The 13,614-nt window shown below is 30.8% G+C and carries 11 protein-coding genes and 1 tRNA gene; 6 read left to right on the plus strand and 6 right to left on the minus strand.

Features of this window, described 5'->3' with window-relative positions:
* Positions 1 to 10 precede the first annotated feature (10 nt).
* The 3 genes from lpxK to GFU93_RS01380 all read left to right on the plus strand — a co-directional run bounded on the left by lpxK (position 11) and on the right by GFU93_RS01380 (position 2,272).
* Positions 11 to 1,027, plus strand: a complete 1,017-nt coding sequence (lpxK, locus tag GFU93_RS01370) for a tetraacyldisaccharide 4'-kinase (RefSeq protein WP_160566438.1) — start codon at positions 11 to 13, stop codon at positions 1,025 to 1,027.
* A gap of 93 nt (positions 1,028 to 1,120) precedes the next feature.
* Positions 1,121 to 1,801, plus strand: a complete 681-nt coding sequence (locus GFU93_RS01375; RefSeq protein WP_160566441.1) for a hypothetical protein — start codon at positions 1,121 to 1,123, stop codon at positions 1,799 to 1,801.
* A 395-nt stretch (positions 1,802 to 2,196) separates the two neighbouring features.
* Positions 2,197 to 2,272 (plus strand) — tRNA-Met (locus tag GFU93_RS01380).
* A gap of 966 nt (positions 2,273 to 3,238) precedes the next feature.
* Here GFU93_RS01380 and GFU93_RS01385 read toward each other — a convergent pair.
* The 3 genes from GFU93_RS01385 to GFU93_RS01395 form a co-directional block, all read right to left on the minus strand.
* Positions 3,239 to 5,902, minus strand: a complete 2,664-nt coding sequence (locus GFU93_RS01385; protein WP_160566444.1) for a DEAD/DEAH box helicase — start codon at positions 5,900 to 5,902, stop codon at positions 3,239 to 3,241.
* An 11-nt stretch (positions 5,903 to 5,913) separates the two neighbouring features.
* Positions 5,914 to 7,584, minus strand: coding sequence for a site-specific DNA-methyltransferase (locus tag GFU93_RS01390; RefSeq protein WP_160566447.1), 1,671 nt, complete (start codon positions 7,582 to 7,584; stop codon positions 5,914 to 5,916).
* 582 nt (positions 7,585 to 8,166) lie between these two features.
* On the minus strand, positions 8,167 to 8,586 hold the full coding sequence (locus tag GFU93_RS01395) for a helix-turn-helix domain-containing protein (protein WP_160566449.1): 420 nt from the start codon (positions 8,584 to 8,586) through the stop codon (positions 8,167 to 8,169).
* Between the two features lie 145 nt (positions 8,587 to 8,731).
* Here GFU93_RS01395 and GFU93_RS01400 point away from each other — a divergent pair, with 145 nt between their 5' ends.
* Positions 8,732 to 9,016, plus strand: coding sequence for a hypothetical protein (locus GFU93_RS01400; RefSeq protein WP_160566452.1), 285 nt, complete (start codon positions 8,732 to 8,734; stop codon positions 9,014 to 9,016).
* Between the two features lie 18 nt (positions 9,017 to 9,034).
* On the opposite strand, the gene GFU93_RS01405 is transcribed toward GFU93_RS01400, so the two are convergent.
* The gene (locus tag GFU93_RS01405) at positions 9,035 to 9,322 is read right to left on the minus strand and encodes a hypothetical protein (protein ID WP_160543145.1); all 288 of its coding nucleotides are present in this window, start codon (positions 9,320 to 9,322) and stop codon (positions 9,035 to 9,037) included.
* A complete protein-coding gene (locus GFU93_RS01410; RefSeq protein WP_160566455.1) occupies positions 9,319 to 10,665 on the minus strand; it encodes an MATE family efflux transporter in 1,347 nt (448 codons plus the stop codon). The genes GFU93_RS01405 and GFU93_RS01410 overlap by 4 nt, the downstream gene beginning before the upstream one ends.
* 246 nt (positions 10,666 to 10,911) lie before the next feature.
* Here GFU93_RS01410 and GFU93_RS01415 point away from each other — a divergent pair, with 246 nt between their 5' ends.
* The gene (locus tag GFU93_RS01415) at positions 10,912 to 11,907 is read left to right on the plus strand and encodes a cation diffusion facilitator family transporter (RefSeq protein WP_160566458.1); all 996 of its coding nucleotides are present in this window, start codon (positions 10,912 to 10,914) and stop codon (positions 11,905 to 11,907) included.
* A gap of 3 nt (positions 11,908 to 11,910) precedes the next feature.
* Positions 11,911 to 12,225 (plus strand): hypothetical protein, encoded by a 315-nt coding sequence (locus GFU93_RS01420; protein WP_160556773.1) that lies wholly within the window; start codon positions 11,911 to 11,913, stop codon positions 12,223 to 12,225.
* Between the two features lie 85 nt (positions 12,226 to 12,310).
* On the opposite strand, the gene GFU93_RS01425 is transcribed toward GFU93_RS01420, so the two are convergent.
* Entirely contained in the window at positions 12,311 to 13,510 is a 1,200-nt protein-coding gene (locus GFU93_RS01425; protein ID WP_160566461.1) for a DegT/DnrJ/EryC1/StrS aminotransferase family protein, read from the minus strand.
* Positions 13,511 to 13,614 lie beyond the last annotated feature (104 nt).

A 13,614-nucleotide genomic window follows, 5' to 3' on the forward strand; every position in this document is an offset into this window, starting at 1 on the left:
TTATTAAAATATGAAGATATTCCTTTATCCCTTTGCCGGTCTGTATTGGCTGGTTACTTATATTAGAAATAAATTTTTTGATTGGGGACTTTTACATTCAAAAAGTTACAAAAAACCGATTATTACGGTAGGAAATTTAAGCGTTGGAGGAACGGGTAAATCACCTTTCGTTATATATTTAATCGGATTGTTGAAAGATACTCATCTTATTGGCGTATTGAGCCGAGGCTATGGAAGGAAATCCAAAGGTTTCCATTTTGCAAATTATACTACCAGTTATGAAGATATTGGTGATGAACCCATGCAATTTTTTTTACGTTTTAAAAACAAAATAATTGTAGGAGTAGACGAAAAAAGAGCCCATGGAATCGACAATCTTATCAAGGATTTTAATCCTGATCTTTTTATTTTGGATGATGCTTTTCAACATCGGTATGTAAAGGCGGGATTGAATATTCTTTTAACAGATTACAGTCATCCCTATTATGACGATCATATTTTACCTGTTGGACGTTTACGTGAAGGCAGATATGGTGCTAGAAGGGCACAAATAGTTGTTGTTACCAAATGTCCCGAAAATTTAGATGATGAAAATAAAAAGACCATTGAAAGAAAATTAAAATTACAACCCTATCAATCTTTGTTTTTTTCAACCATTATATACGAAAAACAGGTGATCAATTCTACTTTAACTTTACCTATTGATGATCTACTTTCTTATCAGATCCTATTAGTAACAGGAATAGCTAAATATCAGGATATATTGGAATTTGCGGAAAGTAAATTTTCATCGGTTACTCATTTACAATTTAAAGATCATCATAATTTTTCGGAAGCGGATATTGTGGAAATTGAAAAAGCTTATCTAAAATTAGATGGTAAAGCCATCATTTTAACTACTGAAAAAGACTTTATGCGGTTAAAACATTTTCAACAACTGCAAGATATTCTTTTTTATCTTCCTATTAATATTAAATTAGACAGACCGGAAGAGTTTAAAAAATTACTAACGAAATTCGCAGGATAATGAGAGGTACTCATCTTTGAAATAGATATTTATCTATATTTGAATGGATTTCCTTATCTTTATCACAAAATTTTAACATTAAATTACCTTTACATGAATAAAAAGATATTATTTTGGGTTTTTCTTATTACGGGAATAATATGGATTTTAGGGGCAAGTTATTGGTATATATGGATTGAAAATCTGGATTTAAGTAAATTAAATTTAAGCAGCAATGACCCGAATACTAAGGCTTTTTTTAAAGCTGTTTCTGTGGTATTCGTACCTTTATTGATCACAGCTTTTCTTTTTTATTTTATAGGTTTATTGTTTGGTAAAAAAGAGGAAAAATATTTTACGGATATTGAAAAAGAGAATGAGCAATTGAAAAACGAAATTGCCACGCATATTGATAAAATTGAAACCATGAAGGTTTTATATACCGGTGGAAAAATCAGAAGAAGACCCATAGAGACGCTTGAAAACACCTCTCCCCTCTCTGCTTCTGAAAACGGTATTGTTGATGAAGAAAATAAAGAAAATACGCCCATTAAAAAAGATGATTTAAAAATTATTGAAGGTATTGGTGAACGTATTGAATTCTTTTTAAATGAAAGCGGCATTTATACTTGGGAACAACTTTCTCAACAATCTGTAGATTCATTGAAAAATATTCTTGAGCTTTATGAAGGAGCTTCTTATCGTATACACAATCCAAACCATTGGCCGCAACTGGCTGAACTGGCAGCAAAAGATCGATGGGATGAGTTTGAGGCTTTGCAAAAGTCTTTGTAGAACAAATTCTGTTTCTTTTATTAATGTATAAAATATAAAATCGAGATATTTTAAAATTATATTCTTATTTGATTTATTGACATTTTGATTTTAATTGCAAAGTCTTAAAAATTAAATGCCTCCATCGTTCATTATTGATTAATACCTAAACGTAATTATAAATTTATCAATCTTTTCTACTAAATCTTTTTTTAAATAAGTTATCTGACGTTTTCAATTCTTATATGTATAAAGGGTTGATAGAGTTACTTTTAACTCAGCTATTTTTGATGCAGACTATCTATTTTATTAAGATAAATTCTATTTTAATTGTAAAAAATTCACTTTTTACCTGAAAATTTTTAAATAAAACTTGCATTGTAACAAATTTGTTGTATATTTGCACTCACAAACACCGCGGGATGGAGCAGTAGGTAGCTCGTCGGGCTCATAACCCGAAGGCCACAGGTTCGAGTCCTGTTCCCGCTACCAAGTTTAAAAGAGAATCAAGCATATTGATTCTCTTTTTTTGTTTATGAATTTTCTAATTTTATTTTCGAACTACTACAAAACATATTTATAATAGTATAAAAAAAATGTTATATTTTATGAACAAATATTTTTTTATCTATGTTAAGAAGTTGGAATATTATAAATAATCTCTTTTTCTTGTAAATATTTTCTTTGTAAAGATCTTCTTTTTCGGTATAAAGGTTAATAATATTTACTTAATCCCGTAACTTTGCTCTATGGGAAACCAATATTTATTGCATAAATGGTTTTGTTTAACTATTTCACGCTCAATAAATATATAATTTCTTATAAAATCAGGCTTTCAAAAATAAGCTGGCGATTGTCTTAGTTTTATTCTAAGGCTATATTCACGATAAGTAAGAATAAAAAGCCATTATAATTTTGTACTATATTTATAAAATTAATCTCTTTTTTAAAACTTATAAATTTTCCAGTAAACAAAGTGAATAATTTTCGAAAAGATCTATTCCTTTTATATTGTTTAAATAAGTTTACTTATCCTTTTTTATAAGTAATAATTTAAATCGTTATTCATTTTCTTCATCATTATAAAACACATAATAGTTTTGTAGGTATTTTATAAGAAGTATTTTCTATATAAGTCTTATTCTCTTTGATAAATTGGCAGAGCTGCAAAAAGTATTGAAACATTAGTAAATCGCTGTTGACCATCTATTATTTGCAATTGGGATATATTCGAAATGGCAAGAATGCTTTCCTGAAAATAGATCACAAACTCCATAAAGTGTCAACTGGTATATTATCATCCAATACTTAAAATATTTTTAAATAAATCTTGACAATGTTCCAATATTTAGTTATAAATACGTTGGTATATTGGAATAACAAATTGATTACGTGATTTGAGTATAGATGCTGATTCTTTCATAGATTTTAGTTTTCAGGTTTTACGTTTACTTTTTATTATAAACTTTTTATTACTTCAGTAATTGTTCTGAAAGTATAAGTATCTGGTACTTGAACTGATTCGAAAGCCATAAAATACTTATATTTTTCACCTGCTTTTTCAGCCCATTTTTTACCTAATAAATTTTTATTTTTACTATCTTCATTATTTAAATGATCTCCTTTTACTTCTAATAAAATCAGATTATTCTTTTCGGTACAAATGATAAAATCCGGGTAATGGTTTTTGTTATATCCGTTCAGAAAAAAACCTTTCTTTCGCTCTAAATTCCGATGCCAGAACTTTACATTTTCTAAAGCGGCTACTTCCATAATGAGTTTATGTTCTGACTGATTCATTTTCTCTTCCTGTTCATATAAGGATTTAATGATTGGACTGCTAGGTTCTACCAGGTTTACCTGCTTAGGAAAACTCCAACTTTCTTTAGTTATAATATGGTTGGTATCTAGTAATCGGTTAAAACTTTCCCGGGAATAGACATCGGTTAATTTATTTATTTTTTCTTTTATTTTTGCTATGTATATATATACGTTAGTAACTATATCTCTAATTTGTTCCGTATTGGTAAGATTTTCAAAAATTTTGTTTACATATTTGGTTAAATCCTGCTGAGAGATAGGGCTCTGATCTCCCAGTTTTCTAACTATTAAGCTACTTATCTGTCTTATTTGTCCTTCTTTCGGAGTGTTGAGTATGGCGTTGAGTAACAATTCTTTTCCCCGGGTTACTATTTTTTCCGTTTTAACGGTTCCTGTTCGTTCATCTATATCTGTTTTATAAATATCGGCAGAGATTTTAAAGTCAATCTGTGTATCCTGAGTGGCTAAGACAAATCCTTCTAAAAGACTGTTTTTACTAAGAAAAATTTCATTTTCTTTCAATTCTTTAAAAAGAATTGCATTCAAATCTTCTACTGGAGATTTTTTAAAAAACTGAGGTAATTTCATATTACCGTCAGTATATTCTTCATTTATTTTATAGGTTTTCACTGTTCCTCCCATTGCTTGTATAAGATAGGTGTCATCGTCTTCATCGGTAATTGCAAGTTTTTGTTCAAACTCTTTTCCTTCAATTATCGCTTTTTCGGTTATTTGCTGAACAATACTATTATCTGTTACTTTCGAAACAATTCCGTTATCATTTAACGGGATATACTCTATTTTTTCAATTGCAAAATCATCATCTGAAGAGGTGGTTTCCGGTGTATCAACAGAAAGCAATTCCTGCTTTAAAATATCATTGTCTGTAAGCTCTTCTTCTTGTTGGGTATCAGTTGCATAATAATCATCTTTACTAAAGCCGGAATCTTGCAATCCTTTCACAATTTTATCCAGTGTTTCTTTAAATTTAGCAGAAGCCGTAAGAACAAAGGAAAGGTTTAGGAGATTTTCCGAGTGTTGAGTTACATAGGGTTGACGTAAAATACGCCCTAAAATCTGTTCAACATCTACTGCGGAAGATTTATCTGCCAATGAGGCTAAAATATAGGCATTGGGACAATCCCAACCTTCTTTTAATGCATTAATAGTAATAATGTACCGCACCGGACATTCTTTGGAAGTTAAGTCTATTCCTTTTAGTTCATCTATTCCGCTGACTTTTATTTTGATTTGTTCTTCTGGTATACCTAAGCGAATTAGTTTTTCTTTTATATTCTGAAAAGTGGTATTATCTTTTCCTTTAATATTGGATTGGGCCTGAAATAAAATAATCGGGCGTATGTATTTGCCCTTCTGTTTTTCTTCTTCTTGTGCCAGTAATTCTAATTGTCGTTGTAAATGTAAGGCACTGCTAATCACCTCTTCTTTCCGGTTGTGATTGTACACAATCACCGGAAGTTTTACCATGTGTTCTTTTTTCAGCTCTACTGCATTTACAAAACTGATAATATTACTGTTCGATTTGGGGGTGGCTGTTAAATCCAAAACCAAAGAAGGGTTTAAATTATTCAGCATTTCCACGCTTAAATCGCTTTCTGCATTATGACTTTCATCTACTATTACGACGGGATTAAGGCTTCTTATTACATTAATCAGAGCCGTTCTGTCAGTTCCTTCCAATACTACTTCTTCATCAATAAGAGTGTCGGCAAAGGATTCTAAGGCACCGTTTTCCTGATATATTTTACGATCTTGCTTGTTGGCTTTATTTATTCGTAAACTGCTAAAATTGAAAACATAAATATTTAATTGTTCCAGTACTGAGGAAGGATTAAAATTGGCTCCCTGCAATAGTTGCTCTTTTCCGTATACCTCTACTCTTCCGTTAAAGAGAGTATTGAGTTTTTGGCGGTACGGATGAGAAGAGTTGGATAAATTACCCACCGTTTGTTGCAACAGGTTAGACCAGGGTACCAGCCAAACCACGGCCTTTGGATTTCCTTTGTTAAAATAAGTGTTAATACTTTTTAAGGCATTACAGGCAATAAAGGTTTTTCCGCCGGCAGTAGGTACTTTTATCGCAATATGAGCCGCTCCGGGAATGTTATCTTTATACGGTCGCTTTCCGGTGGTAGAACCGTCTAATTTTACGGTATATTCTCCCAGTTTATCTTTCCAGTATTCATTAAATGCCTGTGCCGGAGAGCTACATTCTTCCAGATAACTCAAATAGTTTTCTAAATCGGTTATTACTTTTTGTTGGTAGGGTTTTAATTCCATAAAGGTTATCCTTAAAAACGGGTAATATCCCGGGGTATTTTTTTAAATATAAGGGAATGTTTGTTCATAAAATCGGCATCGAGTAAGCAGTTATCTGCATAAATAATATATTGTTCTGCCTTCGTTTTCAGGGTGCGCAAAAAGTTCTCATCCAGTGTGGTAAGCTTTTCTTTATCGTAATAAAAATAATACGCCGTTTGGTATTGTTTTCCTAACAGATAATTTTCTTCCTGTTTTTGGTAAGGAGTTTTTACCTCGGAATACCAAATATATTCCCTTATTTTATCTTCTCCTACTTCTTCATTTAATATATTTTCTTCTAAAAAGAGCGGTTTACCTAGTTCGTAATAAGAAAAATCTCCTTCGGTGCCCTCCACCGCTTTATTTCCTTCTCCATAGCCGGAAATTACCCGTTTTACCCTTTCGGCGGTAATACTTTCTGCATAGTCTTCCATTTCTACCAAAATAAACTTGCGGTTGCCTCCGTCTTGTTTATTAAGATTTAAAACGGCATGAGCCGTGGTTCCTGAACCTGCAAAGGAGTCTAAAATAATGGAGTTTTTATCTGTTGATACAGTAAGTATAAATTTTATTAATTCTGATGGTTTAGGAAAATCAAATAATTTCTGTTTAAAAATATCTTTTAATTCATTAGTACCTTGAGTATTTAAAAATTCTTCGAGTAGTGCCTCTGGGTATTTGTTTACAAAATCTATCTCTCGTTCTTTCATATACACTCTTTTTTTTTCAAAATGAACTAAATTACTCCTAAATCTTTCAATAAAAGTATCATAACCCCATCTCCATCTCCCATATTCATTACCTCTTTTTCTAGGTCTATAACATTTATATCCTTTTGCTATTAATTCTAAATCTTCATTCTCATAAACAGTACTTCTTTCCAAATTATAGTCAAATTTTAAGTCTATTTTATTATATTCTTCATTATAATAAATAGAATACCCCATCTTACTTCTTTTTACTAATGTATCATCTCCCCCTTGCATTTCTAGAGCACGAATACTGTAAAATCCAATACTATCTTTTAATTTAAATTTTTTACTATTTTTAATTTGATAAGATCTAAATGTAAAATTATTTTTTTTATACGGTAAAATATAATCTGTAGTTGTTATAATTTTATTATTTCCTGTATCATTTTTTGAACCACTACTTTGCTTACGTGTAATTAATCCTAAATAATTATTCTTTCCAAAAATTTCATCACAGATTAATTTTAGGTTTGACTGTTCGTTATCGTCAATGGAAATAAAAATAGCCCCATCGTCAGCTAATAATTTATGTAATAGTTTTAACCGGGGATACATCATACAAAGCCACTTATCGTGACGGCTTAAGTCTTCGCTTTCCTTACCTACTACCTGCCCCAACCATTTTTTTATTTTAGGATCGTTTACGTTGTCGTTATACACCCAGCCTTCGTTTCCGGTATTGTAGGGAGGATCTATATAAATACACTTTATTTTCCCTTCGTACTCTGGCAGTAAACTTTTTAAGGCTTCGAGGTTATCGCCGTGTATAATTTTATTTTCGCTGGTTTTCTCTTTCTCTTCTGTTTGTGTACCGTTTGTATAGGTATATAGCTTTTCTAATATCCTAAAGGGTACTTCCTGATGATGATTGGTTACTTTCTCTTTTCCTATCCAGCGGAGTGTAGGCATTTATCTAATTTTTTTATCTAGAGCAAAGATAAAAAATATAGACTTTAGTATACAATATAAATTAACAAATTTATTATATTAATTTTTATTTTTTAATAGATTTTTATTTCTTATTTAATGTATAAGGAATAAATTATTGCAAATATTTGTATTTAAAATATTTCTAATTTTTTGTTTAGAGTTAGTTGTTTATCTTATTTTTAAACTAAAATATTATATCAATGAGCAAAAATTTGGAAAATTATCCATTAGTATAACTTTAAAAGATAAAAGCAAAGAAGGTTTTATAAAGAGAATAAACAAAATATTTAACTATGTTAAATGAAAAAAAATAGAATGGAAATTCAATTATTTAAATTATTTTAGGAAATAAAAGTAAACAATTTAACAAATATATAATATTCTGTTTAACAATATACTTTCAGAATAAATTTTGTAAAAATTAATAATTAAAATAAGTCATTAACTTATTATAAGAAACAAAAATTGCTTATCAAGTCAATATATATTATACGTTTTTTTATTAATGGCTGGATCAATAATAAACCAATATCTTGATTATTTTTGAAGCTAAAATAAAAACTATTTATTCAATAATCTCTCAATCAACTCATTTTTTTCTTGAATCATGCGTTCATAGAGCTCTTGTTTTTCTTTATAAAGATCTTCTTTTTCGGTATAAAGTTCTACGATTTTATCAATCGGATTAAAATTGATAGTTAAACCTATAGAAGTATCATGAGTATTGAAAGTATTTGCAATAAAATTCAAAGCGCCTTCATCATTGAAATTTTCAATCGCCTCTACGGGAATTTTAAGAATTTGAGCGATTTTTTCAAGAGTTTCTTTTTCAATTTCTTCTTTGGCTTCCAATTTAGATACTCCTGCTTGCGTTATATGTAATTCAACGGCTAAAGCATCTTGTTTAACGCCTAACATTTCGCGCAATCTCTTTATATTTCTTCCGTGATGTACTTTTTTAGAGCTAATATCAGCATTCATGGTTTGTTTCGTTTTATCTGTTTACAAAAATATAAAATTATACGAATTAAATAAGATATTCTTCGGTTGTTGTACGAATTAACATTTTATAATTATTTATCTTATCTAGGTGTCGTTACTTTGCTTGTATAAATATAATTAAAATATGAAACACAAGCCTTATAAACACATACAAGATTTGATTGATGATTTAAAGAAAGATCACGCTAAACACAGTGAATATGCAGGTATCGGAAGCTATAAACATTTAGGGTTTACTATTCTTTCAATGCTAAATATTTGTCAAACGCATTTGTTTTCTTTGGAAAACCAAAGTTCAAAGGAAGAAGAAGAAATACGGATTGATATTTACAACCTTTTGGAATTAATAAAAAAACTTCTTCCGCATCTCGAATTTGAATTTTTAGATAAGGTATTAGTCGAAGACTAACGAGATTGAAATACGCAATTATACTTTAAAAATATCTTGGATTAGTTGTTGAACCCTTTGAGTTGAATAATAATACAAAAACATTTTATAGTTAAGCAAATCCATGACCTCAACTTTCCAAATATATTTATTGTACGATTGAATTCTAATCTCCATTGAAGCATCTACAAACAAACCTAAAACGGCATTTTCAATCGAATTTATTTTAGAAAAAATTTCGAGTACTTGCGATTTTAATGCAGGTAAAGCCTCTTCCCTTTTAATAGAAAGTAATTTAGAACTATTTTCTAAATAAAGTAAAATCAATGGTTAAAATTCTTTTTATCTTTCGTAAGAATATGAAAACGCCATAATAACATAACGGCAGCAAATCCTAATCCGATACACAAACCGATCCAGGTTCCCACAGCTCCCAATTTTTGTTGGATGCATAAATAGTATCCTATGGGAATAGCTAAGATAATATACGCTATAAAACAAATAAGGGTCGGAATTTTCACATCTCTCATGGCTCGTAAACAACCTAAGCTCACCACCTGTATTCCGTCAAAAATCTGGAATAAGGCCGTTAAAATCACCAATCGTGAAGCAATAGCAATAACTTCGGTTTTACTTTTATCAAAAAATATTAACGGAAGTTGATCTTTAAAAATGATAAAAAGTATACCGCATATCGTCATAAAACCGACAACCAAATATATATTTGCCATCCCTGCTTTTTTTAGATCCGCCATATTTTTTACTCCATAATATCCGGCTACTCTAACGGTTGCTGCCACACCAAAACCGGTACATACTTGAAAGGTTATAGATGCCAAATTGGATGTTACCGAATGGGCAGAAGTATCTAAATAGCTGTGCATTCCTGCAATAAATGCAGCAAGGGCAAACGAACTTATTTCAAATAAAGACTGTAATGAAGAAGGCAACCCTATGGAAATAAGCTTACGAAAATAGGCCGCTTGAAAATTTTTCCATTTTACCCCTTTTAAATAAAATAATGATTTTTTGTTAGTATATAAAACCACTATAATAATACACATCATTAAAATACGCGCTATTAAAGTTGCCGTTGCAGAACCTTGCAATCCCATTTCCGGCAATCCCCAATATCCGTAAATCAATCCGAAATTCAAAATTACATTTACAATATTAGATATAATGGTTGCGATGGTAACTAAAATAGTCATGGAAATACCTTCAGAAAATTGTCTGTAAGATTGAAAAATCATTAAAGGCAATAAACTCCATGCGCTTATATTAAGAAAAGTAATTGCGTCAGGAATTACGGATACATCTTGTCCGGCTTTGTACATCAAAGGAGAGCACAACTCTAGTAAAAGAATGACCCCTAAGGCCAAAGATACATTCAAAACCATTCCGTGAGTAAATATTTTTTTCACTCGGTCAGTATTTCCATTGGCTACGGAAGAAGATATAAGAGGCGACATGGAATAGGAAAACCCTAACAAAAAAACCAAGAAAATGAAAAACAAACTGGTTGCCAATGAAGATGAGGCCACGGCTCTTTCTCCTAAGTTTGCTATAATAATAATATCAATAAAATTCACGGAAACTTGTCCCAATTGAGTAATTACAACAGGTAATGCTAATTTAATATTTGCTTTAAAATGTCCTTTTAAATCCATTTGATTTTATTAGAGCCTGCAAAGATAGTGAATTAACAGAAATTCAATTACCGGGCTTTCTGAATCTTTATACTAAAAATCTATAATAATTTAATTTTATAGAATAAAATCTATTATATCAATGGCATTTTGTATTATATAGAAGTCAACTTTTAAAAATTCAAGAATAATATCAGTATTAATGAAACAAAAGATGTACCTTTGCACTGCCAGGCATTCGCCATTATAAATGTAATACACTAATACATGAATACCCCTGCAAAAGAAAATTATTTTTTTCAGAAAATTGTGGTTATTGTCGGAACAGCTTTATTTATTATTAAAGTTATTGCATGGCAGCTTACCCATTCCATAGCGATTTTAACCGATACGTTGGAAAGTATTATTAATATTGCTGCCGGATTATTTTCATTATACAGCCTTTACCTATCTTCCAAACCCAAAGACAGAGACCATCCTTACGGACATGGCAAAATTGAATTTATTTCGGCCGGGATTGAAGGAAGTCTTATTACCGTAGCCGGTGTGCTGATTATTTATGAATCGATACTTAATATTTTCAACGTTCATGAAATACGCAAACTGGACTTTGGAATTCTTTTAATTGCCGTGACCGGACTGGTTAACTATATTATGGGAGTTGCCGCCATTAAAAAAGGTAAGAAAAATAAATCTTTGGCTTTAATTTCGGGAGGAGAGCATTTAAAATCAGATACGTATTCCACCTTAGGACTTGTACTGGGTCTTTTTGTCATGTATTTTTTTAAAATATATTGGATGGATAGCGTGATAGCCCTGATTTTTGCTTTGATTATTATTTTTACCGGGGTTAAAATTATTCGTAAATCCTATGCGGGAATTATGGATGAAGCCGACGAAGAATTGATCGTTCAATTAGTTGAAACTTTAAATAAGAACAGAAATCCAAATTGGATTGACATTCATAATGTACGGTTTATAAAATACGGAAGCAGCTTACATCTGGACTGTCATTTAACCTTGCCCTGGTATTTTAATGTGAGGGAAGCTCATAAAGAATTAGATGCGCTTAAAAAGATAATTATTGATAACTTTGGCAACAGTTTTGAAATGTTTGTTCACGTTGATGATTGCTGTGAATCTATTTCATGCAAAATTTGTACAAAAACCAATTGCCCGTATCGTAAATATCTTTTTGATAAGGAGGTTTTGTGGACAAAAGAAATTATTGAGATTGACAAACGCCATAAATTAGATAAATAAAATATGAGTAAGAAAAAAAATTATTTACGTATTGAAGAAACTATTTTTAAGTCTTTAGGAAAAATTGGATATATCATTATCTTTACTTTAGTATTTTCTCTCGTAATGGTGTTAGTAGATTTTATACTTCATTGTTTTGTAGATAATCATTATACTTCTAAATTCTTATTCTCAGGGGAAATTCCTTTTTCAAATTGGATCAACTTAATGTGGAAAAATTATTCTTTCTCCTTATTTAAAATAGTTTTCTTTGGCGTTATATTTATTATTTTGGGCTTTTATAGAAGCAAAGCTTTAACGAACGAATTTTCTCAATAGATCTAACAATTAAAATTACACTAAAATAAAAAGCTGCTTCCTGATTAGAAAGCAGCTTTTCTATTTATAAAAATATATTCTAATTTTATTTTTTAGTTAAAATGCTTGAAACGGCAGATTTTATAATTTCTGCTTTTTTAGCTAATTCTTCATCATTCCACAATAAGGAAATAGGAATGGTTACCGTTTTGCTGATAATATCATCTGATTGTGAATAATCTGCATTCGCATAATTTGGTAACAATTCTTTGTGCTCTTTATAAAGAGGGGCTAACGATTTCAGTAATTTCAAATGATCCCATTTTCTGATATAATGCCAATTGTTATCATACCAATAAGCATTGCCTATACCTTTGCTGCTTAATTCAAGCGATACTTTTTTTGCTAATTCTTGGCTAGGTAAAAATATACTTAAAAAAGAAGCATTATCTCCCGCTTCATCCGGTACTCGTCTGAAATTTACTCCCTCTACTTCCTTCAACGCATCTTTCAATACTTTTTTATTTTTACGTTGTATGGAAAGTATTTGATCTAATTTTTCAAATTGAGCAAGACCTACAGCGGCGTGTAACTCAGAAATTCTGTAATTTAATCCTAAATACGGATGATTTTCGGCGCCTCTATTATTTCCGATATGATCATGTCCGTGATCCGTATATTGATCGGCATGTACATAGTACTCTTCCTTATTGGTTACTACGGCTCCTCCTTCTCCACAAGTTACGGTTTTAACAAAGTCAAATGAAAAACAACCTAAATCTCCTATAGTTCCCAAATATTTACCCCTATAAGTACCTCCAAATGCTTGACATGCATCTTCAATTAATAATAATTTATATTTTTTTGCCAATTCTTTCAAAGCGGAAATATCTGCCATAGCTCCACACATGTGTACAGGCATTATTACTTTGGTTCGGGAAGATATGGCTTTTTCTACAGCTTTGGGATCTAAGGTTAACGTGTCATCAATGTCAACCAAAACAGGAACGGCTCCCACGCTTAATACCGCTTCGAAACTGGCCACAAAGGTAAAGGTAGGAAGTATCACTTCATCTCCCGCCCCAACTCCTGCAGCATTCAAAGCCGTTAATAAAGCAGTTGTACCACTACTGGTAAGTTGTGCATGACTTACATGCATTCTTTTTTGAATGGCCTGTTCAAACTCTTTTGCCTTCCAATGATTATTCCTTGCGGATTCAAAGTTATAACGCATAAGAATACCACTTTCAATAACATCGTTCAGGTGTTTTTTTTCTTCTTCACCCCAAAGCTCATATCCTGGCATAATAAAACTATTTTTATATTATTTTTTTTGTTAAAAATGTTAAACAAAGGTAACAAATTGACTGAAAAGAATCTTTATAAAAACAAATAAAAAAAAGTTAATAC

It is taken from the genome of Apibacter sp. B3546, from assembly GCF_009827885.1.
Classification (GTDB): Bacteria; Bacteroidota; Bacteroidia; order Flavobacteriales; family Weeksellaceae; genus Apibacter.

Excerpts from the sequence above, each read along its gene's own strand:
- GFU93_RS01420 (WP_160556773.1), top strand. The coding sequence starts at position 11,911 with ATGAGTAAGAAAAAAAATTATTTACGTATTGAAGAAACTATTTTTAAG.
- GFU93_RS01390 (WP_160566447.1), bottom strand. The coding sequence starts at position 7,584 with ATGCCTACACTCCGCTGGATAGGAAAAGAGAAAGTAACCAATCATCAT.
- lpxK (WP_160566438.1), top strand. The coding sequence starts at position 11 with ATGAAGATATTCCTTTATCCCTTTGCCGGTCTGTATTGGCTGGTTACT.
- GFU93_RS01410 (WP_160566455.1), bottom strand. The coding sequence starts at position 10,665 with ATGGATTTAAAAGGACATTTTAAAGCAAATATTAAATTAGCATTACCT.
- GFU93_RS01425 (WP_160566461.1), bottom strand. The coding sequence starts at position 13,510 with ATGCCAGGATATGAGCTTTGGGGTGAAGAAGAAAAAAAACACCTGAAC.
- GFU93_RS01395 (WP_160566449.1), bottom strand. The coding sequence starts at position 8,586 with ATGAATGCTGATATTAGCTCTAAAAAAGTACATCACGGAAGAAATATA.
- GFU93_RS01375 (WP_160566441.1), top strand. The coding sequence starts at position 1,121 with ATGAATAAAAAGATATTATTTTGGGTTTTTCTTATTACGGGAATAATA.
- GFU93_RS01400 (WP_160566452.1), top strand. The coding sequence starts at position 8,732 with ATGAAACACAAGCCTTATAAACACATACAAGATTTGATTGATGATTTA.
- GFU93_RS01415 (WP_160566458.1), top strand. The coding sequence starts at position 10,912 with ATGAATACCCCTGCAAAAGAAAATTATTTTTTTCAGAAAATTGTGGTT.
- GFU93_RS01385 (WP_160566444.1), bottom strand. The coding sequence starts at position 5,902 with ATGGAATTAAAACCCTACCAACAAAAAGTAATAACCGATTTAGAAAAC.